At 57.3% G+C, this 21,766-nt stretch carries 17 protein-coding genes, 1 tRNA gene and 1 pseudogene; 8 read left to right on the top strand and 11 right to left on the bottom strand.

The genetic code is table 11. The features are described from left to right. Nucleotides 1-168: a DUF1559 family PulG-like putative transporter gene (locus Poly21_RS27430; protein WP_302119743.1), complete on the bottom strand. Its 168-nt coding sequence runs from the start codon at nt 166-168 to the stop codon at nt 1-3. A 391-nt stretch (nt 169-559) separates the two neighbouring features. On the opposite strand from Poly21_RS27430, the gene Poly21_RS11055 reads away from it, so the two are divergent. The 3 genes from Poly21_RS11055 (at nt 560) to pgi (ending at nt 5,988) form a co-directional block, all read left to right on the top strand. Continuing rightward, entirely contained in the window at nt 560-1,732 is a 1,173-nt protein-coding gene (locus Poly21_RS11055; RefSeq protein WP_146407122.1) for an MraY family glycosyltransferase, read from the top strand. Next, nucleotides 1,729-4,296 (top strand): O-antigen ligase family protein, encoded by a 2,568-nt coding sequence (locus tag Poly21_RS11050; protein ID WP_146407121.1) that lies wholly within the window; start codon nt 1,729-1,731, stop codon nt 4,294-4,296. Before Poly21_RS11055 ends, Poly21_RS11050 begins: the two co-directional genes overlap by 4 nt. A gap of 66 nt (nt 4,297-4,362) precedes the next feature. Further along, nucleotides 4,363-5,988, top strand: coding sequence for a glucose-6-phosphate isomerase (gene pgi, locus Poly21_RS11045; RefSeq protein WP_146407120.1), 1,626 nt, complete (start codon nt 4,363-4,365; stop codon nt 5,986-5,988). Between the two features lie 481 nt (nt 5,989-6,469). Here the strand turns inward: pgi and Poly21_RS11040 are convergent, their stop codons facing one another. After that, the gene (locus Poly21_RS11040; RefSeq protein WP_146407119.1) at nt 6,470-6,769 is read right to left on the bottom strand and encodes an FmdB family zinc ribbon protein; all 300 of its coding nucleotides are present in this window, start codon (nt 6,767-6,769) and stop codon (nt 6,470-6,472) included. Between the two features lie 251 nt (nt 6,770-7,020). After that, nucleotides 7,021-7,254, bottom strand: coding sequence for a hypothetical protein (locus Poly21_RS11035; RefSeq protein ID WP_146407118.1), 234 nt, complete (start codon nt 7,252-7,254; stop codon nt 7,021-7,023). Between the two features lie 68 nt (nt 7,255-7,322). Here Poly21_RS11035 and Poly21_RS11030 point away from each other — a divergent pair, with 68 nt between their 5' ends. Continuing rightward, nucleotides 7,323-7,649 (top strand): hypothetical protein, encoded by a 327-nt coding sequence (locus Poly21_RS11030; RefSeq protein WP_146407117.1) that lies wholly within the window; start codon nt 7,323-7,325, stop codon nt 7,647-7,649. 8 nt (nt 7,650-7,657) lie between these two features. On the opposite strand, the gene grpE is transcribed toward Poly21_RS11030, so the two are convergent. The 5 genes from grpE to groL (Poly21_RS11005) form a co-directional block, all read right to left on the bottom strand. After that, a complete protein-coding gene (gene grpE, locus Poly21_RS11025; protein WP_146407116.1) occupies nt 7,658-8,248 on the bottom strand; it encodes a nucleotide exchange factor GrpE in 591 nt (196 codons plus the stop codon). After that, on the bottom strand, nt 8,245-9,405 hold the full coding sequence (dnaJ, locus tag Poly21_RS11020) for a molecular chaperone DnaJ (RefSeq protein WP_146407115.1): 1,161 nt from the start codon (nt 9,403-9,405) through the stop codon (nt 8,245-8,247). Before dnaJ ends, grpE begins: the two co-directional genes overlap by 4 nt. A gap of 216 nt (nt 9,406-9,621) precedes the next feature. After that, entirely contained in the window at nt 9,622-11,244 is a 1,623-nt protein-coding gene (groL, locus tag Poly21_RS11015; RefSeq protein WP_146407114.1) for a chaperonin GroEL, read from the bottom strand. A gap of 56 nt (nt 11,245-11,300) precedes the next feature. Continuing rightward, entirely contained in the window at nt 11,301-11,606 is a 306-nt protein-coding gene (groES, locus tag Poly21_RS11010) for a co-chaperone GroES (protein WP_146407113.1), read from the bottom strand. Between the two features lie 164 nt (nt 11,607-11,770). Next, nucleotides 11,771-13,477: a chaperonin GroEL gene (gene groL / locus Poly21_RS11005; protein ID WP_146407112.1), complete on the bottom strand. Its 1,707-nt coding sequence runs from the start codon at nt 13,475-13,477 to the stop codon at nt 11,771-11,773. Nucleotides 13,478-13,977: 500 nt separating this feature from the next. Here groL (Poly21_RS11005) and Poly21_RS11000 point away from each other — a divergent pair. Further along, nucleotides 13,978-14,051: transfer RNA gene (locus Poly21_RS11000), tRNA-Arg, on the top strand. 154 nt (nt 14,052-14,205) lie between these two features. Here Poly21_RS11000 and Poly21_RS10995 read toward each other — a convergent pair. From Poly21_RS10995 to Poly21_RS10985, 3 genes are read right to left on the bottom strand one after another with little or no spacing between them, the layout of a single operon-like run. Beyond that, on the bottom strand, nt 14,206-14,859 hold the full coding sequence (locus Poly21_RS10995; protein WP_146407111.1) for a hypothetical protein: 654 nt from the start codon (nt 14,857-14,859) through the stop codon (nt 14,206-14,208). A gap of 27 nt (nt 14,860-14,886) precedes the next feature. Next, on the bottom strand, nt 14,887-16,905 hold the full coding sequence (locus Poly21_RS10990) for a serine/threonine-protein kinase (RefSeq protein WP_302118652.1): 2,019 nt from the start codon (nt 16,903-16,905) through the stop codon (nt 14,887-14,889). 42 nt (nt 16,906-16,947) lie between these two features. Then, nucleotides 16,948-17,778, bottom strand: a complete 831-nt coding sequence (locus tag Poly21_RS10985) for a coiled-coil domain-containing protein (RefSeq protein ID WP_146407109.1) — start codon at nt 17,776-17,778, stop codon at nt 16,948-16,950. Between the two features lie 365 nt (nt 17,779-18,143). Between Poly21_RS10985 and Poly21_RS10980 the strand changes: the two genes are divergently transcribed. From Poly21_RS10980 to Poly21_RS27425, 3 genes and pseudogenes are all read left to right on the top strand, one after another. After that, complete coding sequence (locus Poly21_RS10980; RefSeq protein ID WP_146407108.1) at nt 18,144-18,371, top strand: hypothetical protein; 228 nt, start codon at nt 18,144-18,146, stop codon at nt 18,369-18,371. Between the two features lie 108 nt (nt 18,372-18,479). Further along, nucleotides 18,480-19,868 carry a VWA domain-containing protein gene (locus tag Poly21_RS10975; RefSeq protein ID WP_146407107.1) on the top strand — a complete coding sequence of 463 codons (1,389 nt, stop codon included), beginning with the start codon at nt 18,480-18,482 and terminating at the stop codon, nt 19,866-19,868. Between the two features lie 265 nt (nt 19,869-20,133). Next, a pseudogene (locus tag Poly21_RS27425) lies at nt 20,134-21,282 on the top strand (serine/threonine-protein kinase); the annotation flags it as partial. Nucleotides 21,283-21,766 lie beyond the last annotated feature (484 nt).

Raw genomic sequence — 21,766 nt, 5'->3', positions numbered from 1 at the left:
CTACAGGGCCTGCTGTTCGATAAACGGCAGAATTCCGACCAGCGGACTGAGGTTGTAAATGTTACTGTTGTCGGAGTACCCGGGTGGCCAGTTGGTGCTGGGGTCGTTGCTACCGTCGCGATACATCGGCAATTGGTTATATGCAGAGTGATAGTTGTGATATCCCAGTCCAAAAAATTGCCAAAAAAGTGTTGGAAACGCTGCGAGATCGAGCCGGTCTCTACGAACCAGCAGGGCTCCGAAGCCGTTGCAAAGGAGGCATCGTCATGCATAAATGTGCTGTAACGGACTTCGTACACCAATTATTCTCAGTGAGAGAGTAAATTTAATCAGCGGCTTCCCAGCGAGATATTTTTCATGAACGTGCCCTTTAGCGAGTATTTGAGGCGCTCCCGGTTCACTCATTGACAGCTCGGGTTGGCATGAGCTGAGCTTGTCGGGGGAGGTGGACGCCATCCGCGGTACAGTGCAAAATCACACATTCTGCGGGATGACGCCTAACGCGTCTGTGCCAGCTCACCTTCTTCTCTTTCCTGCTCCCTCTGACCCCTTGTTCGCCATGTCCGCTACCGTCGTGCTCGTATTGGCGGCTGCTGGAATCGCGGGAGTGATCAGTGGATTGGTGCTCTTTCCGGTGCGGCGATTTGCGCAAGGACTGGGGTTGCTCGATCGGCCGGGCGGGCATAGCAGCCACACCGTGCCGACTCCCTTGGGCGGCGGGATAGGAATTTATCTGGGGGTTGCCGGTACGGTCGGTCTGGCACTCCTGGCCGCCTGGTGGCTGCAGGACGCTGCCGGGGATCCCGATTGGCAGCGACGGATGGCGGATTTGCAGATTGAGGCACTTTGGACTGCCGCGACCACGCATGCGGAGGGGGTGTGGTCACGTGCTGGCGACGTGCTGTGGTTGCTAGCCGCAGGTACGGTATTGCTGGTATTGGGCTTGTGGGACGATCGCCGGGGATTGTCCGTGATCGTTCGATTGGGCGTGCAATTTGGGATTGCCGCCGCAGTCGTCCATGGACTGGGAATTGAATTGACCGCGTACTTCCAGGCAGGCTGGCTGACGAAGTCACTGTCGGTATTGTGGATTGTTGCCGTGATCAATTCATTCAACATGCTCGACAATATGGATGCGCTCTCAGGCGGTATCGCAGCGATCATTGCGGGCGCGATGGCGGTGGTGATGTTGACGACGCCGGATCCAGATACCCATCACCCTCAATTGCTCGTGGCAGCGTTGTTAGCTGTTGTCGCCGGGGCCCTGGTAGGATTCCTTTTTCACAATCGCCCGCCAGCGAAGATATTTATGGGCGACGGGGGCAGCTACTTCGTGGGCTTCTTGATCGCCGTTTCGATGTTGATGGCGACGTTCGTGGGCGGACCAGCACCCGACGGTTCGCTGCGACCGCACGCGGTGCTGGCGCCGCTATGCGCGATGGCGGTTCCGCTCTATGACATGATGACGGTGTTATGGATCCGCATGCGTGAGGGCCGCAGTTTGTTTCAGGGGGACCATAGCCATCTGTCGCACAGGCTCGTCGAACTCGGATTGTCACGTACCGCCGCGGTGGCGACGATTCATCTGATCACCGCGACTTGCGGGCTCTCCGCGGTGTTGCTCACGCACGTTGACACGGTGCAGGCGATCATGGTGTTGGGGATCGTGGGCTGCATGCTGACGCTGGTCGCAATTCTGGAATCGACTCGCAGTCGGCGATCGAAGTCGTGAGTCGCAAATTTGACAGGAAGCCCTCCGCCTCTCGGCAGGCAGTTGATGCAACCGCTCCCCAACTGAAGCGACTTAATAACGCCAGTGGGCGGATGCGTTGGCGTGATGTCTCTGTTCTAGTCACATTGGCAACCGCTGCAGCCTTACTGGTTTGGACGACGTACTATCCCGCCGATTCGACTGCTGTTGAGCAGGGAGGCTCATTGGGCTTGACCTGTTCGTGGATGATATGGGTGTTCGCTGGGGCAATCGTTTCGCGGATCAGGCCAGTGCTGGACGTTCGCCAATCGTCTTGGTGGCTAGATGTTTGCGCATGCGGGCTAGCCAGCTGGGTGTTCCTGTCTGCCTGGGTGACCGCGGGCGTCTTCTCGGCATCATCGCCGGACGTGGGAGGTGACTTGCGTGCGGCGACGAACGAAGGCTGGTGGTGGATCGCGGCAGCCGGCTTTCTGGTGGTGATGCGACGATTGATGGCGAGACCCGATCGTATCGTCGCAGTGTTTGGATTGATGTTGGGACTGGCGACGCTGCTGGCTGTGCATGCGTTGCACCAACACTATGTATCACTACCAGAGACGATGCGGGAGTATCTTCGGGATCCAGACGGTGCACTTGAGATGATCGGACTCTACGCACCGGCGGGTTCGGCGGCCCGAATGATCTACGAGAATCGATTGCGAGACGGTGGCCCGACCGCGACCTTTGCACTGGCCAATTCGCTCGCGGGTCCGCTGGCGATGATGGCAACCCTTTGCGGTGGCTGTCTGGTGTGTCTATTGGGCTGGTTTCAAAGCGATCGATGGTCGTCGACGACGAGCATGCCACAGGTTGCCGAGGATGGTGGCCAAAGGGCAGGCGACGATGCTGTAGGTGTGAAGCACAAGAAAATGGTTCTGGTGGCGTTGCTGAGCGGTGTGCTCGGCCTGTTGATCATCGCACTCATGGCGACCGGTAGCCGCAGCGGGGTGCTGTCGGTCGTGTTTATTGGAACGTGGTACACCATGTCGGCAGTCTGGATTCGGTCGAGGCGACCGGTCCGTATCGTCCTGACGTGCATGATTGGACTTGGCTTCGCCGCGGTCGTGGCATGGTGGCAATCCGGCGCCGATACGTGGCTCGGCCAGTTTGCCCAGGGCGCTCGCGCAACACTCCACTTGCGTTTACTGTACTGGCGAACGGCACTGGAGATGGTTGTTGATCGTCCGTGGTTCGGTACCGGGCCTGGCAATTTTCAGCTTGTCTACCAGAAGTATCGTGATGTTCAAGGGCATGAAATGATTGCGGAGCCTCACAATTTCATCATCGAAACTTTGGCGTGTGGTGGTTGGACGGCGGCTGTATTACTGACGGCTGGTTTGATTGCGGGATACGCGGCTTACCGCAGCTCGATGCGACTGGTCAATGAGCGAGAGAGTGGATCGGTCGTGCCTGACAGAACGCGAGCAGAATCAGCACATCACGCGATTCTGCTGCGGCGAGACTGCGGTGGCGCGATTGCAGTGGCGATGGCGATTGGAGCATGCGTGGGTTTACTGGCAGTTTGGTATTACGGAATTCTTAGTGATTCGTTGCCGGATTTCGAAGCCCACCAATATGCGATTCCTGCTGCGCTGATTGTGATGGGGATATGGTGGCAGGCGAGTCCATCGGGTGCCACCGGTTTGACGATGCGCCAATGCCGGGAGATTGCTGCCGCCGCAACGGCGTGCGGCTTGGTGCATTTATGCTTCTCAGGCGGTTGGACCATTCCGGGCGTGAGCATTGTCCTGCTCTGGTTGGCGGGAATCGCCACCAGCGTGCCATGGCAGGGATTCATCGCAGGAGACAATTCGCAATCACCAAGAGTAAAGGAATGGCAGTTTTGGCTTCCCTCCTTCGCGCTCGGTTTCGTGTGGCTTGGTTTGGTTGTCGTCTTGGTGCACTTCTCATTTAGTCCCGTCCGGGCGACGCATGCCGCCATGGCGGAGGCATCCCGGCAGCTCAATACTCATCGCATCACCCAGGCCGAATCGACTTTGCGAACTGCACTGCAGAATGATCCGCTCGCACAGGATGCGGCTGTTTGGCTAGCGGAGATCGAGAACCGCAAATGGTTGCGGAGATTGGCGATGTCGGGGACCCCGTTAGATGGCCCCTCGCAAGTTGCCGAGGCAGCGCTCGCTGATGCCATTTTGCGTGCCGGCAATAACCCGACGCTGTTGCGAGCTATCGGCGAGACAATGGTTCAGCGATATCAGGTCGGCGGGCGCACAACCGACCTCATCCAGGCCAACGAGATTTTTTCAAGGGCAATTTCTCGATCGCCGACTCAGGAAGCTCTCGTTGCCCAGCGAGCCGAAATTGTCCGCGAGTTGACCGCCCAAGGCGTACCTGTCGACGGTGACTCAGCAGGCCAACTGGTCGCTCGCGCTGAGCAGTTGGCGGCGTCGGGGGAGATGGTTACACGCAAACTCGAATTGCAGCCAATTCTGCCTGCTCGCGTGATTGGCCAAGCTGCTTTGGCGGCACCTGTTCGTGCTCCGGCAGCGGAAGTTCTACGTGGGCAGGCGGATGGTCCGCAGTAGCGAAATCGCGCAGAATGAAGTTGGCGGTCGCCTCTCCTCTTGCACCCTTCCACTGTAAAGCCAACCATGACTGACACTCTCAAAAACCTGCCGCAGTACCGGGCTCTCGCCGAGCACTACGACGCGATCCAAGGCAAGCATCTTCGCGACTTGTTCGCCGAAGAGGCAGAGCGTGGCAGTAAACTATCCCTGGAGGCAGTGGGGCTGTACCTGGACTATTCCAAGAACCGCATCACGGACGAAACGATGGGGTTGCTCATCGATTTAGCTCGCGGGTGTGAGTTGCCCGAGGCGATTGAGGCCATGTTCTCCGGTGAGAAAATCAATTTGACCGAAGGTCGCGCAGTACTGCACACCGCCCTGCGGGCGCCGGCGGGAACGTCGGTCGTGGTTGATGGCGAGAATGTCATCCCCGATGTCCATGCGGTGCTCGACAAGATGGCTGCTTTTTGTGATTGCGTCCGCGGCGGCGAGTGGGTCGGCCATAGCGGCCTGCCGATTCGCAACATCGTCAACATTGGCATCGGCGGTTCCGACTTGGGCCCAGTGATGGCCTATGAATCGCTGAAGTATTTCAGTGCTCGGGAACTCAACTTTCGCTTCGTCAGTAACGTCGATGCAACCGATTTTGCTGAAGCGGTGGCGGATCTCGACCCGATGGAGACGCTGTTCATCGTGGCATCGAAGACCTTCACCACGATCGAAACGATGACCAATGCCAACACGGCTCGGCAGTGGCTCTTGCACCGCATCGGCGGCGACGAGTCCGCGGTGGCCAAGCACTTTGTGGCGCTGTCGACCAATGCCGAGAAGGTCAGCGAGTTCGGAATCGATACGGCCAATATGTTTGAATTCTGGGACTGGGTTGGCGGTCGCTATTCGATGGAGTCGGCAATAGGATTGTCGACGATGTTGGCGATCGGCCCCGCAGGATTCCGGGACATGCTCGCGGGATTCCATGAAATGGATGAACATTTCCGCAACGCCCCGTTGGAGGAGAATTTGCCGGTCCTGATGGGCATGCTCTCGGTGTGGTATGCCAATTTCTTCGGTGTCGAAACCACCGCCGTGCTGCCTTACGAGCAATACCTCAAACGATTCCCTGCCTACCTGCAACAGCTCACCATGGAGAGCAATGGCAAGTCGACGACCGTCGATGGGCGACCTGTCGACTACCAAACCGGATTGATTTACTGGGGCGAGCCTGGCACGAACGGTCAGCATTCGTTCTATCAGTTGATTCATCAAGGGACGCGACTGATTCCCTGCGATTTCATTGCGTTCGCGAAATCGCTCAATCCCATCGGGGACCATCACGATATCTTGATCGCCAACGTGCTGGCACAAAGCGAAGCACTGGCTTTTGGAAAAACAGATGCCGAAGTTCGCAGCGAAGGCACGCAGGATTGGTTGGTGCCCCACCGTGTATTCGAAGGCAACCGTCCGTCAAACACCATCGTCGCCGAGCGGATGTCGCCCGCGATGTTGGGCAAACTCGTCGCACTCTACGAACACAGCGTCTACGTGCAAAGTGTGGTCTGGAACATCGACGCCTTCGATCAATGGGGCGTCGAACTCGGCAAGGTGCTTGCCAAAGCAATCATTCCCGAACTGGCGGTTGATGCTGACTCCGTGCTCGATCACGATAGCTCGACGAACGCGTTGATCGAGCGGTATCGGAAAATGAAGTAGGGCGACTGGCAACCTGCTTAGTAGCTTGGGACCATTGTCCCGAGCGTGCATCAACGGAATCCCGGATGGGACGATGGTTCCATCCTACGTGCGGAATAATCGTTCCTGTGTGGCTGGCAGTATTGCAATAGAGCAGACCTGTTATGGGTGACTGCGGAACTAGTTCTCTAACTGGATCCCACCGAGATCAAACGGGGCGTCCTCTCGTGCTGTCTCCAGACTTTAGCTAAGGTTGACATCTGAATCAGTCGCGGCAGGGGAACGGCATGCCCGTCCAAAATCGACGCCACGCAGCTCGAACGATTGCGTGGGGCTCTGGCGTCTTCGACCAGTTCTCGCCCCTGGGAGAAACGCAGGCTCACCAGCGAGTTTGCCAGGAGAATAGTGAGCAGAATCCAGACTGCTCGCGAGACTGCCAGATTAGTCTGCTTCATCGCCGCACGACAGAAAACCATCTGTCATTTTGCCAGGATTCAGCAGCCTATTCCGCTTTCTTAGCTGGGGTACTGGATTTGGATTCTTTGCCCGATGATTTTTCGGGCTTGCTCGCTGACTCTGATTTTTTCGCCTCGGCCTTGGCGCCTTTTTTGTAACTGTCGCTGCGATAGTCGGTTTGATAAAAACCGCTGCCCTTGAAGACGATCGCGGCTCCAGTTCCGAATTGCCGTTTGAGTTTTTTCTTTTTGCAAGCCGGGCACTTAGTTTCTGGCTCGTCATGGATGCCTTGAAAAATTTCCAACGTATGGCCGCAGGCTTCGCACAAGTAATCGTAAGTGGGCATCGTCGTGTTACAACGCAGAGAGATGGGCTGAGGAATCGAAAAAAGCGAGATGGGTGGCGACTGCGAAGCAGTCCAGCACGGCACCGACTCTACGGTAGCTTTCAGGCGACAGAATGTCTAGGGATTCGCCTGTGACGCGAGCAGGACTCGCCTCTGCCAAACCAAAGTCGCGTCTGGCTCGGACCGGAATCGTCTTGCGCGTGGATGCGCGGTTTGTTCTTTCATGAATCCTCCTGTGAGTCCCACCCCTCTCAGGAATCCGTCGTGGCGAATATTGTCTGTTTCCGCCCGGTCGGCAGCCGGGTGTCGCGAGAATGATCCGCGTCACTCTTGCCTATCAGTTTGCCATCATCGGTGCGTTCATCGGCACAGTGGCGGTTGTGGGGAACGTTGTTGCCCAACCGCCTGACACTGGACCCGACTGCGACGACGATCTTGAGTATTGTGGCTCTTTGGGTCCCGTTGATATTTGCAAGGTGAATCATCACTCTGTGTTGCAGGAGACGTAACCATTCGATTTCCAGAGGTCTGTGCGACATTCGACTGCTATTAATTGTCGCGTCGCTTCGCCCAGGTCAAAATGGGCCCGAAAGATGTCTTTTTCGATCATGGTACCGGATACCTTTCATCAGGAGCCGATAAGAAGGTACCGGACACCTTCATGAGCGAAGGGCGGCGCCGCCGCGCAACGCCGCGATCCGTGTTTGAGGAGCGTCCACTGGCGCGTGTTCACCAACGTCTTGGCGATCCGTTGGCGAAGGCAGGCTGTGTCGTAGATCGACCCAAAAGCTGTGTGTCGCCGTACCTCGACCCTCCGACGCGTGATGCGACCCTGCCCGAACCGCGTTCGGGCAGGAAGACGTTGCGTAAAACCATGTAGAAAAGTGGCTACGGAGCGCCCGTGCTGACGACGACTTGCGCGGGGCGGATGACTCGTCCGTGCATACGGAACCCACCGCCGGCGACATGGGCGACCTTGCCAGATTCAATCTCGGGGTGCGGCATTTGTGAGATCGCTTCGTGATAGTTTGGGTCGAACTCTTCGCCCTCAGCGGGGATCGGTTCGACGCCATACTTGGCCAGCGTATCGTCAAGTTGTTTGACGACCATTGCAACGCCATCCCGTAGGCCGGCCGAGGTTCCGCCGTCGCCGCTCGCTCCAGCGGCATCGATGGCGCGGTGGAGGTTGTCGCGGACTTGGAGGATGTCGTTGATCAGCGGCATCGCGGCAAACTTCAATTGATCTTCGTAGTCACGTCGCATCCGCTTGCGGAAGTTTTCCGCGTCCGCTTGAGCTTGCAGTACGCGCTTATCCGCCGCATCGACATCAGCCCGCAAGCGGATCATTTCCTCGTCGCGCGTCTCTGGCGCGTCGAGAGATTCGTGTGCCTGATCGGTTGCCGATTCAACTTCGTTCTGCGCTTGGATGTCGCCGCCAAAGTCAACATCGTCTTCAGGGTGAGATTGGGTTTCGTTCATGATGATTTTGTGTCCGACGTGATTTCAGGTTCAGGATCAAAAAAATGCCTGAGTTTGTCTAGAAAGGAGGTTCGCTGAGGCAGGACGGCCTCGTGATCGAGGTCGGCGAGTTGACGCAATATTTTTTCTTGCTCGGAACTGAGCTTCTTCGGCACTTCAATAAATACTTGGACGAGCAGATCGCCATTGCGGCCACTGCGGTGATCCACGATGCCTTGCCCACGAACGGTAAACACTTCACCGCTCTGCGTGCCTGCAGGAACGGTGAGTTGATGAGGACCGTTGAGCGTAGGAACCTCAATTTCCGCTCCCAGTGCCGCTTGGGCATAGGCGATCGGCAGTTGCAGAACGAGATGCTTGCCATCGCGTTTGAATAGACTGTGTGGCTTGACCGCGATGAAGCAATAGCAGTCACCTGCTGGTCCGCCATCGGGGCTCGGTTCGCCTTCGCCCTGCAGTCGCACACGCATGCCATCGTCGACGCCGGCAGGGATCTCTACATTCAGTTCGGCCTTTTCGTTCTGCAAGCCTGTGCCTCGGCAGTTCCCACAGGGTTGGCTGATCTGTTTTCCCGCACCCTGACAGGTGGGGCACGTCGTTTGGACGCGGAGAATGCCCGCCGACTGGATGACTTGGCCATGTCCGCCGCACATCGTGCAGGTGACCGGTTCACTGCCGGGAGCGGCTCCACTGCCGTCGCAGGTGTCGCAGGCGACTCGGCGGCGGAACGAGATGTCCTTATGACAACCCCGCGCAGCTTCCTCAAGAGTTAAAGAAACATCACAGCGAACATCGGCACCGCGTCGGACACGTTTGCGACCACCACCTCCGCGACGACCTCCGCCACCAAAAAAGTCCCCGAAGCCGCCGCCAAAGAGATCGCCGAAAGCTTCAAAAATGTCTTCGACGTCTCCGTACTGTTGCGTGGAGCCTTCGACGCCCGCGTGTCCATACTGATCATAGCGAGACCGCTTCGACTGATCACTGAGTACCTCGTAGGCTTCGGTCGCTTCCTTGAAGCGTGCCACGGCGTCTTCACCCTTGTTGGAATCAGGGTGGTACTTAATCGCTAGCTTGCGGTAGGCACGATCAATCTGTTGCTTGGTGGAAGATCGCTCGACGCGGAGGATCTCGTAGTAACAAGTCTTGGTTGCCATGGAACCGGGTGCAAGTGAAGGGGATTTGAAGGCCTGGATGAACAGATACCCGCGGTGAGTAGCCGAGTCTCTCCGAGACTCGGGCATATGTATCGGAGACACGGGGCTATGTCTCGGACGCGCGTCTCGGAGAGACACGCCTACTCGAAGGCCTTAATTTTGGAACAAAACCACCTTCCCCGACAGGGCCGGGGAAGGTGGTGTGATTGATCCAGACTAGCTAACAACGCCTTCAACGGGTCGTTTGTCCTTGTCTTCCTGCTCGTAATTGGTAACGAGCGCTTCGGTGGTGAGCAACAATCCGGCGATGCTGGCCGCGTTGGTCAACGCTGTACGAACAACCTTCACTGGGTCGATGACGCCAGCCTTGATCATGTCGGTATACTCACCGGTGTGAGCGTTGAAGCCGATCTTGGGGTTGTTCTTCTGCAGTACTTCGTCAACGACCACGCTGCCGTCGATGCCACCGTTGTCAGCGATCTGACGCATGGGAGCGTCGAGAGCGCGGAGTACGATGTTGACACCAACCTTTTCGTCGCCCTTGGCTTTCTTGAGTGCCGCTTCGACTGCCTCGCGGCAGTAAACGAGAGCGACGCCACCACCGGGCAGGACGCCTTCTTCGACCGCTGCACGGGTCGCGTGAAGAGCGTCTTCCAGGCGAGCCTTGGTTTGCTTCATCTCAGCTTCGGTTTCCGCACCGACGCTGATCACGGCGACACCACCGGCGAGTTTGGCAAGCCGTTCTTGGAACTTTTCCTTGTCGTAATCGCTGTCGGTTTGCTCGATCTGAGCACGGATTTGTGAAACCCGCTTGTCGATGTCCTCGCGTTTGCCAGCCCCTTCGACGATGGTCGTGTGACCCTTGTCGACGGTGACCTTTTTGGCGCGACCGAGTTGTTCGAGCGTGACATTTTCGAGCTGAATGCCGAGATCGTCGCTGATCAGCGTACCGCCGGTCAGAGTGGCGATGTCACCGAGCATGGATTTGCGGCGATCGCCGAAACCGGGGGCTTTCACCGCACACACGTTGAGCGTGCCCCGGAGTTTGTTAACAACGAGCAGCGTGAGTGCTTCGGCGTCAACGTCTTCGGCGATGATCAGCAGAGGCTGGCCGGTTTGCGCCGACTTCTCCAACAAGGGGACGAGATCCCGAATGTTGCTGATCTTCTTCTCGTAGAGCAAGACGAGGGCGTTCTCGAGAGACGCTTCCATCGTGCCTGGTTCATTGATGAAGTACGGCGAGATGTAGCCCTTGTCGAACTGCATGCCGTCAACGTACTCAACTTCCATCGAGCGGCTCTTACCCTCTTCAACAGTGATCACGCCGTCCTTGCCCACACGCTCGAGCGCGTCGGCGAGTAGGTTGCCGATCTGGCTGTCATTGTTTGCAGAGATTGCACCGACGTGGGCAACTTCCTCTTTGCCACTGACCGGGCGACCCATTTCGACGAGTTTCTCGCAGGCAGCCGAAACGGCTTTTTCGATGCCGCGGCGAATCGCCGTCGGGTTGCTACCGGCGACGATGTTTCGCAGACCTTCTTTGAAGATCGCACGGGCGAGCACGGTGGCGGTGGTGGTTCCATCACCAGCCAAGTCACTGGTCTTCTGAGCGACTTCGATGACGAGCTTGGCACCCATGTTCTCGAACCGGTCTTCCAGTTCGATTTCCTTGGCAACGGTCACGCCGTCTTTGGTGACGGTAGGGCCGCCGAAGGATTTGTCGATGATCACGTTGCGGCCGGTGGGGCCCATGGTGACCGCGACCGCGTTGGCGAGTTTATCCACACCGGCCAGCATGCGTGCCCGAGCGTGGTCCTCAAATAGCAATTGTTTTGCCACGGTTGAGATTCCTAAGTGAATGTAAAATGGAAGGGAGGAAAGCGAGCGAACAGATCTCAGGCAATCTTGGCCAAGATGTCGCTTTCACGAAGGATCTTCAGCTCTTGGCCGTCAACTTCGATTTCACTGCCGCCGTACTTGCCGTAGATCACTACGTCACCAACGGCCACGCTGAGTTCGCCACGGTTGCCGCTATCGAGCAATTTGCCAGGGCCCACAGCCACGACGGTGCCACGCTGTGGCTTTTCACGGGCCGAGTCGGGAAGCACGATGCCGCCAGCGGTGGTTTGTTCGGCTTCGTTGGGTTGCACGATTACGCGGTCGTCGAGTGGGCGGAGGCTGATGGTCTTGGTCGCTGCCATGTGTGAAATTCCTAAATGTTAAGATTGGTTGATTGATTGAAGATGAACGTGTGGGCCCGGTGAGGGATCCCAGGTAGGGATCCTTTGTTAAGATCCGCTACCGAAATTGCGGGAGCTACCGATGGTGGCTCGGTTGCAGAGACGGGAGTGCTCTGCGGCATGAACTACATCATGCCGCCCATGCCACCCATTCCGCCCATGCCACCCATGTCCATGCCGCCCATTCCTCCCATGCCACCGCCCATGCCGTGGTCATGGTGGTCGCCGCCGCCGTCTTCTTCCTCAACAGGAATTTCCACGATCAGCGATTCGGTCGTCAGCAAGAGTGCGGCTACAGAGGCAGCATTGGTCAGCGAGGTACGAACCACCTTGGCTGGGTCAACGATACCCGCAGCGATCAAGTCGCAATACTTGTCGGCGTTGGCGTCGTAGCCTTCGGTCTTGCTCTTGAGTTGCGAGACACGATTGACAACGACTGCACCGTCGAGGCCGGCGTTGTTTGCGATTGCCCGCATGGGCTGGTCGAGTACGTTGCGGATGATCCGAACGCCGAGTTTCTGATCGCCTTCGGTGTCTTTCTCGAGTTTCTCGACGGCTTTGCGGCAATGTAGGAGTGCGGTTCCACCACCGGGGACAATCCCTTCTTCCAGGGCGGCTTGGGTGGCGGCGCGAGCATCGTCAATCAATGCTTTACGCTCTTTCATCTCGGTTTCAGTTGCGGCGCCGACGTTAATCTGGGCCACACCACCGGCAAGCTTCGCCAATCGCTCTTGAAGTTTCTCTCGATCGTAGTCGCTATCCGTGTTGTCGATTTCGCGACGAATTTGCGTCACGCGACCTTCGATATCCGCTTTCTTGCCCGCACCGCTGACGATCGTGGTCGCTTCGCTGGTGATGCGAATTTGTTTTGCACGGCCGAGATCGGAGAGCTTCACGCTTTCCAAATCAATTCCAAGGTCCTTGAAGATAGCCTTACCACCGGTCAACACGGCGATGTCGCCGAGGATCGCTTTGCGGCGATCGCCGTAGCCAGGTGCCTTCACCGCACAGACCGAAAGGATGCCACGCATCTTGTTGACGACGAGGGTTGCCAAGGCTTCGCCTTCGACGTCTTCGGCGATGATCAGCAATGGTTTCTTCGATTCGCTGATCGCTTCGAGCAACGGGATGAGCTTCTTGTTGTTGCTGATTTTTTCTTCGAAGAGCAACACGTAGCAATCATCAAGCTCGACCGACACTTCGTCTTGGTTGGTAACGAAGTGCGGCGACAGGAAGCCGCGATCGAACTGCATGCCTTCGACGACGTCGACGTAGGTTTCATTCGAGCGACCTTCTTCGACAGTGATGACGCCGTTCTTACCGACTTTAGTGAACGCATCGGCGAGGACGTCGCCGATTTCTGGATCGTTGTTGCCCGCGATTGTCGCGACTTGCTTGATATCCGAGCGGTTGCCTTCGCGAATGGGTGTCGACATCTTCGCGATTTGAGCAACGCAGACATCGACGGCCTTTTGCATGCCGCGACTCAGTGCCATCGGGTCGGCGCCAGTGGCGACCATCTTGAGGCCTTCGCGGAAGATGGCTTCGCTCAGCACGGTAGCGGTGGTGGTACCGTCACCAGCGACATCGTTGGTCTTGCTGGCGGCTTCCTTGACGAGTTGGGCACCCAGGTTTTCGAAAGGGCAGTCCAATTCAATATCTTCGGCGACCGTCACGCCATCCTTGGTAACCTTGGGCGAACCCCAGCCTTTGTCCAAGACGGCGTTACGGCCACGCGGGCCGAGGGTGCTACGGACAGCGCGAGCCAATTTACTGACGCCAGCCAGCAAGGGGCCTCTCGCGTCATCGTCGAAAACGATTTGCTTTGCCACGGTGTGAATCTCCTGAGACAGGCCTTGCGGCCCGGGAAAGGTAGGGGGTGAATGAGTTGGGTCAAGCAACGTGCGGTCCCGTCATATCGGTCAGACGGACAGCAACACGCCACGGTCACGCCCATAGAGCAATCGCCGTACCGATCGCTGGAGGCAAGTCGCAAGTCCTTATTTGCGAATGGCTTGCGTAAGATGGTGGGTAAGCCAGCAACGCGGGCTTCGCAGCCGTGGTGCCAGCCTGGCAGATGCAAGCCAGAGCACCTCCACACCGCACGGGTGGAGCACTCTCGCAGTGGCTCATGCCGGAATCGCTGTCGATCGCCCCCGGAATCGACCCCAGCCCACGCTCAGAAATATCTGCCGCGGTGTTAAGCAGGCTGTCAGGACGCGGCAGCGAGATCACGCCTTTGCTAGGGGATCACGCAGCAAGGGAATTTCGTAGCGGGGCGGTCTGTTGCCGTTCCCGCGCATCGAGTGATCGAGTAGACTCTCGACCGCTCGCCCTCGTAGCTCAGCTGGATAGAGCAGCTCATTCCTAACGAGCAGGTCGCAGGTTCGAATCCCGCCGAGGGTATTTTCTGTAAATGGGCCGGACGCTCCGGTCTGGCACCGACGCCGGGCCATGTCCGCTAGCCCGTTGCGTCTCGGGCCGCTGGAAGGACAGGCCGCTGCATCAACAGGCCGTTGACCAAACCACTCTCTTCCCTTGGCCTACTATCTTTGAATCGTCAGGCTGCCGCGCGCGGTCGTTGGCGGGAGGCGAGCCAGCCCAATCCAACGGATCCGCTGAGCAAGCCCGCGAAGCCGATCAAGGCGATGGCGCCAACGGTCGAAAGGCGTCCCTCCAGCTGATAGTTTTGGATCGATCGCGAGAGTTTCTGTTGTTGCTCATCGCTGATTCGCAACAGACAAACGCTTTCGTACTGCACATCGTCACCAATCCCCACGGTGCCTTCGTAGCGTCGCGAGATCAATTCATCTCGGACCCAATCCATGTCGACATCAAACCGTTCAGCAGGGATGACTTCGGGGCCATCTTGCGCAATCTGTTCAAGATAATTCTCCACCGCACCGCGTGCCATCACGTCCATCATCTCGGAGGCCGCTTCCGGCGAGGCAGCGGGCCCAGAACCAACCGATATCAATAAATCTGCGCCGTCACTGGGCGGGGTCGGGACGCGGTGCTCTTCGATCCAGCTGGGGCGATCGAGCGGATAGTCGATGTGGTCAAGCGGTGCCACGCTTAGCGTGGACGACTCGTCGGTCAGCTGGGCGGACGAAGGATCGGTTTTCGGAGCATCAGCCCTCGTGGTGGCTCCACAGCACGCCAAAGTAAAGACCAACCCTGCCACAACTGTCGTCCTGGAGGTTGAGGTTTTCATTCGAGAGACCCTGGTTTGGAAGAGTGTTCACGGAGAGGAGATTGTTGCGATTGAGTCGGTTTTCAACCACGGTGCCGAGATCTGCGACATCAGAACAATTCCGCCGGCAATCAGCATGCCAGCGGGTTGCGGGATCGGGATGATCTGCTGCACGATCCATTCGCCTACTACGGCGACCGCCACTGCCCACGGGCTCAGCCGTCGACGGCGCAGCGGGTCGACAGGTTTCCACATGCGCAACAGCGCGAAGAGCAGGGCGAAGTGAGCCATCATCGCCGCGGCAGTCGGCACCCCTGTCGCCTGGTAAAAGGTCGACGGCAGTGATGTAGCATCAATTTCGCGACTGAGCCCTTGGTTCAGCGGTACCATCAGTGCGTCGGCAAGTACGAAAGCGGCGACGCCAATGCAGCCGCCCAGCACTGCGGCGGTTAGCCGGCGTGGCAATCCCTCGCCGTCACTCGATTCCCATGCCTTCCCGACCGCCAGCAGCCCTGCGGCGCCCAGCCACACCACGCTCACCATCCATACGAAGGGCGCGATCGTGATCGCTGAGAGCTCTGCATGCCGCAGGCCAATGACCGCCGTGACCAGTAGGAACGTGGCGGCGACCACGAGGGAAATCACACCCGAGGTAGCCCACTCCGCAGCGAGTGCTAACCGCGTTCGTTCGGCAAGTGAGCGGCGGAGCAGACTCCGTGTCTGCGTTTTCGACAATCGCATGGGCGTCGGCCGCGGCGTCAATGTTGGGGATGGCATTGCGTGGTCATGCCGATAGGAATCGTAGTACTTCGTGTACCTATGGTCCTGGGAATAATGAGTTGCACGAGGGCTGGTGCGGGTAGCGTCCGCGCCCCCGATTTGCAAGACAATGTGCCTGACGATGAAGTAGGGGACATAAATGAATGCGAATAGCGAGAGTGCGGGCAGCAACCAGTGGGTGTTGATCAACAGGATTGCTGCTGCGGAGATAGCAATCACCATTTTCGCTACCGGAGAACATTCCAGATTTGCCCACCAGAGTCGGGTATCCGTCACTGCGTTGCCGACTGCGCGGGCGATCGGCTCGTCGGTCGCGCGATGACGCAGGACTACCCGTGGACGAATAGGGGAAGCTGGTGCGGAATTGCGAGGTTTGTCCGAATTCAGAGCAGACGTGTGCGGGCCAGCCACGGGGGCTGCGGAGGTCCATGTGGTAGGGGCATGAAAATCTTGTGCCCACGGTGTCATCTGCATCATGGCGGCGATATCACGAGGGCGCGATGCCGGATCCTTCTGCAGACATGCGGCAATCACTTGATGGAATTCACGCGGGACGGCAGACAGGTCAGGTTTGTCTGTCAAATGTTTCACGATGATTTCTTGCGGTGTTTCACCGTCGAAAGGTAGCGATCCCACCAGCAGTTCAAACAGGATGACACCGCATGCATAGACATCGATTTCTAGCCCATATTGTCCGCGCCCAATCTCCGGTGCCATGTAGTGCAGCGTCCCGATGCTCTCGGTGTGACCGCTACGATGTGACAGCGAGATGAACTTGCTCAACCCGTAATCGCCGACCTTAATGATTCCGTTGTCATCGAACAGGTTTCCCGGTTTAAGATCCCGATGTACCAATCCTGCGGCATGCAGATGAGCCGTTCCTGCAGCCATCCCACAGAACCAGCGTCGGACTTCATCGATCGACAGTCCGCTGGGCAAGGCTGCCTCACCGGAAGCCGTTGCTGTGCAAATCCGGCCACTCGGGTCGGCGTCATCGAGCACTTCACGCAGGTTCTTGCCAGCAACATATTCCATCACCACCCACGCCTGGTCATCTTGGTCACGACAAATATCGTGCAGTGAAACCAGGTTGGGGTGTTTCAGGTTGAGGCAGTGCGAGACACCCCTGAGTTCGACAGCTAGGTTTCGCTGGATTCGCTTCAGAGCCACCTCTTTGCCAGCTTGGCTGACGGCAAAGTAAACTTCACCGAAACCGCCCATGCCGATGCCACGACGAATCGTGTACCGGCCGAGGACGGTATCGTTGGGAGAGTAGGTGAAATTCATGACGGTCGGTTCCAGGGTAGCGAACATGGCGATACATCGAGCTCAGAGAGTGTCGTCGTCGTTATCATTGAAGTCGATCGAAACCATCGTATTGGAATTCGATCCGCTCAGACCGTCGATGTAGGCCGAAATGTCATCGAGCAGGTTCTCGTCAGAAGGTTCATCCAAATCGATCTCACCAAAGTACTCGACGTCGACATTCATGGTCTCCTCCTCGACGTCGATACGGGTAGCGATTTCGTCGAGCAGCTCCCGTGAACGGGAGAGGGCACTATCGTCCAAGTTCAGTTGACTACTCGTTTGCGCGACCCGCAGGGCGCCCAGTCGAGCTTGCAAGTTTTCGACTTCCACCTCAAGTTGCCGACGCGCGTCGAGCATCGCTTCCATCCGCTCGCTCGCCGCTCGCAGGGTGGCTTGGCGTGCAGACAGCATTTTTTGTAACTTCTCCGAAGTTTGCTGACGAGTTTTGAAGCGTTTGAAGCGGTTGCTGAGGTCCGACTTAACCTGTACAGACGTGTATGTCTTGCCGCCGTAGGTGTAAGCAGAGTTTTCCTCACGGAGGTCGTCAGTGAGAAGTTCGATTTCGTCCTGAGCCTTCGCCAAGCGAGCATCGGTTTCAACAACTTGCCGTTCGAGTTTCACCACTTCGATCTTCTCTTTGGCGATTCGCCGGGCGTTGTTCTGAATTTCTGGTTGCAGGTCAGCGATCATTTGTCGGGCCCGTTTCAGTTCCCACTCCAAGGGCACCGAATCACCTGCCGAATCGGTCACATAGTTCCAGGCGCAGCGGGCGTAGGAGCCCACGGGCGTAGCAAAGGTGAGCCCGGACAGTAGTGCCAGGGTCGTCCCGGCCATAAAAAGCTTGCGTAACATGATGGATTTCCCCAATTGAAAGTGATGTTTTATCCCACCGGTCTGCCGCAATCGGCAGTTTTGTCGCTACGGGGCGGCAAAACGAGTCCGAATGATTTTGGACAGCTGTGGTCTCTGATGGGTATTCGTTCTAGGCGGGGAATCTTGGTAAATTGGCGCAAAAATTTTGGGAATTCCTCGACTGATGACGAATTCCCTTGAAATTCGGGCTGGACTTGGAGGGCTGGAGAATCCGAAATATGAGATAGTCGTATTCCGCAGGGCGGGGGCGGAACCATCTTGGAATGAAATCAATTTGCCGAACTTTTTGCGAGTTCGTTGCATCTTAATAGTGTCCGCCCAACGCATTCATCAGGGAATTGAGCATGTCATTCTCCTCGGAAGCTGAATTCGACGCCAACACCCCTTCATCTGGGGCTGATTGCGCCCATGACGCGATCGCTCCCTTGGATTGGCACTCGTTATCGCAGCGATTCGTCGATGACGTGATCGAGACAGAGTTCGGGATGGAGATCGAGCGAGATCTGGCCGTCATGCACGACAAGCTTTCCCAATTTGCCACCCCAATTTCGGCGCGTCGCGAGCGTCGCTAAACGCTCAAAATTTTTGTCCGTGTCAGTCAGAATTCGTTAGAATCGACGTTGTTTCAAAGGCGGTCGAACTCTCGCTGCCGTGCATTCTGTGCCACACGGGGAACTCAGATGATTTGGAAATGGACGGCGCTGGTGCTGTGTCTGCTGACGTTTGTTGAGGGTGGGAGGCCGCTCGGCGCCGCTGATTCTGCCGCAGAGAATATGAAAACTGCGACCACGTCTGCTCAGAAGCGGATGATTCGAATTCTGACTGGACGTAGCGAACCTGCCAAGCTGAAGCTGATCTCACAACTAAACGCTCAACGCTCCCAACTCAATGCCAACCTCGGTGCGGTGATCGACGCTACCGAGCAGTTGCTTGACGAGTATGCTGGCAGCGTCTCCGATGACGAAACGCTCCGGGGGAATGGTGGTGAGGCAGGTGTCCCAGTAAGTCTTAGGCAGTTGCTCCAAATTCTAGGCAATTGTCCGCATGAAGAGGCTCATGCGGTCGTTGTCGACGCTCTTGATCATCCTGATACATACGTGTCGATGATCGCGATGGACACGATCGGCGAGATGCAGCACGTTGTTGCCATCGAAGATATTGTCAGGCAGATCAGGCGACCAGCGTTCGAAGAACAATATGCGTTCCGCTTTGCACTGGTGCGCGCACTTGCGAGACTGCACTGCCCCCTGAGCATCGAGTGGTTGCAGCGGCTCGCTGAGCAAATCGATGGGCAGCTTCGCCATGAAATAGAAACGCGTTTAGCAGACGTGGACTTGCGAGATTTTGATGGCGACCGCGAGCGATACCAAGGTTATCTCGAGCAACTTGAAGAGGGTGCCAAGATGGCCGAGCTGGGGATGCCACCGAGATCGATGACGCCCGCTCAGCCCGCCTCGGCGGTTACCCGCTCCGGGGCAGGAAAACTGCAATTGCAAGATGCTCCGTCGGAGTCGCAGGGGAAATTACGACTGACGAACGGCGAATATTATGGTATTGAACTGAACGCCGGTCGGATGCTCTTTGTCATCGACCGCTCTGGAAGCATGCGTGAGCCAGCCTACCACGAAACCCGTCTGCAGAGTGCAAAGCGGGAACTCATTCGTGCACTCGATCAACTCTCGCCGGACGCGGAATTCGCTATCATGCTGTTTGATACCGAAATCCAGTCATGGCGCAATAAACTGACGCCAGCAACCCAGGAGAATAAACTCCACGCCATCGAGTTTGTCAAAGGCATCGAGATCGGTGATCGCACCAACACGCACGGTGTCCTCACCGAATCGCTTCGCTTTGACGATCAACTTGAGGCTGTATTCGTGCTCACCGATGGACGCCCAACAGCCGGTGTCACGATCAGCCCCCAAGTGATCATTCACGACATTGTGGGCCGCAATCACATGCGTCATCTGAAGTTCAACACGATCGGTATCGGAGTGAATCCAACGACGAGCGAGTTTCTCAAAACACTCGCAACAGAAACTGGTGGCGAATACCGGCGGGTAGACTGAGCAAACTTGGGAACCTACCCGTGCTTCACAGGGGTGTAGTTGATACCACAGAACTTGGGTAGCCGAATCCCGCGTTAACCAGCCGGTGTCCGACCGACCGTCACCGCGCATTCCAACCCGCCCGGCGCCAACCATCGCTGGGTAAATTGGGTTCCGATCCACTGTCAACGGCCGGAGTAGTCGGCGTCCCAGGATCGCATGCACCCAATCGAATGGCGGTGATCGGGAAAGACTGAATTGTTCATCGCCACGGTTTGCGGGTAGGATGGATGCTTTGCACTTGTGGCTTCTTCTTCGACTGTCACGCTCAACAGCTTTACCCATGTTTGATCCCGGTCCTACCGGCGACGATGACGTCATCGAGGCGGTGGCGGCGTATATGCGGCAAATGGGGCGATCCAATCCGCCTGGTCGTGACGAATTTTTGTCGGGGTGCCCGCCTGAACTGCGTGCTGAGATCAATCGTGCGATTGAACAGGCTTTGCATATCGATGGCTTGCTGATGGGGGATCGGTTCATCGACTCGGAGCCCCACATTTTTCAAAGATCAGAGAACAGAGGCACAATCGCGCCGCTCGGATTTGCTGAGGCCGGACTTCTGGGCGCGGTGTTTGATGACTATCAGCTGACGCGGTGGATCGGACGCGGTGGGATGGGCGTGGTCTACGAGGGTCAGCTGGTGGAAACGCGACACGCGTTGACGGCAACTGGGCCAGGCGATGTGGAAGTCGGTATACGACGTACCGCGGTGAAGTTGATCCGCGGCAATGCGGGGGAGCTCGCCATTAAACGATTCTGCCGCGAAGCGGAAGCGACTCTGCAACTTCACCATCCCCACATCGTTCCGGTCTACCGCTGGGGCCAATCGGAGACGTATTTCTATTATGTGATGAAGTTCGCCAGCGGTGGAACGATTGTGAGTTGGCTGAGCGAACTCAGAGGAGAGTCCACTGATCGCAGGATGCGGCGCATTGCCGCCGCCGTCGCCCAGGCAGATGATGGTTTGCAGTACGCACACGATCGTGGAATCCTTCATCGCGATGTCAAACCCACCAACCTGCTCGTCGAGCAGAACGGGACGGTCATGTTGGCCGATTTCGGACTCACTCGGCGGATCGATGACGAAACTTTGACGGCCACTGGCGATCTGGTCGGGACGCTGCGTTACCTGCCGCCCGAAGCTTTTGATTCCGGAGTCGACTATCGTTCGGATATCTACGCGCTCGGTGCGACCCTGTTTGAGCTGCTGCATGGCCGGCCCCTGCATGACGCCCAAGAGCCCATATTACTGATGCGTTCGATCACTCACCGCCTGGGCCAATCGGTGAAGCAAATTAATCCATCGCTGCCGCGACCGCTGGTGGGAATCATTGACCGCGCGGTCCATCCCAATCCTGCTCGGCGGTATGTCTCGGCGGCAGCGATGGCGGATGATCTGCGACGCTTCGCCAGCGGGCAACGCGTCCACGCTGTGCCGATCGGTCGATTGGAAGAGCGATTGATGCGTTGGGTTCAGAATCCAGCGGCGCTGAAGATTGCCGCCATCCTACTGGCTGTTTTGGTCGCGGTGGCGGTCGCCGGCCCTCTTTTGGCGGTGCGATTTCGTCGGTTAGCCAGCGACATTCAAACGGCGCGATCGCAGGTTGAACATTCGCTACAAGAATTGAAGGAAGAATCTCGACGTCGGCAGCACACTCTCTTGCAGTCCTGGTTGTCTGATGCGGAGTCGAGGACTGACAGTGGAAGGATTGGCCAGCACACCGAATCGCTCGAACTGATTAGTCAAGCGATGCAACTTGCCACCAATGACCCCAGTCTACGATCGGAAGTAGCTGAGCGTTGGAACCTACCTTGGGAGGGCCTTATCCAACGAATGTATTTTGCGGCGATCTCAAAAC

This window comes from Allorhodopirellula heiligendammensis (assembly GCF_007860105.1).
GTDB classification, from domain to species: domain Bacteria; phylum Planctomycetota; class Planctomycetia; order Pirellulales; family Pirellulaceae; genus Rhodopirellula; species Rhodopirellula heiligendammensis.
Note: the sequence above shows the minus strand (reverse complement) of the source record. Positions and strands in the feature narration are given on the sequence as shown.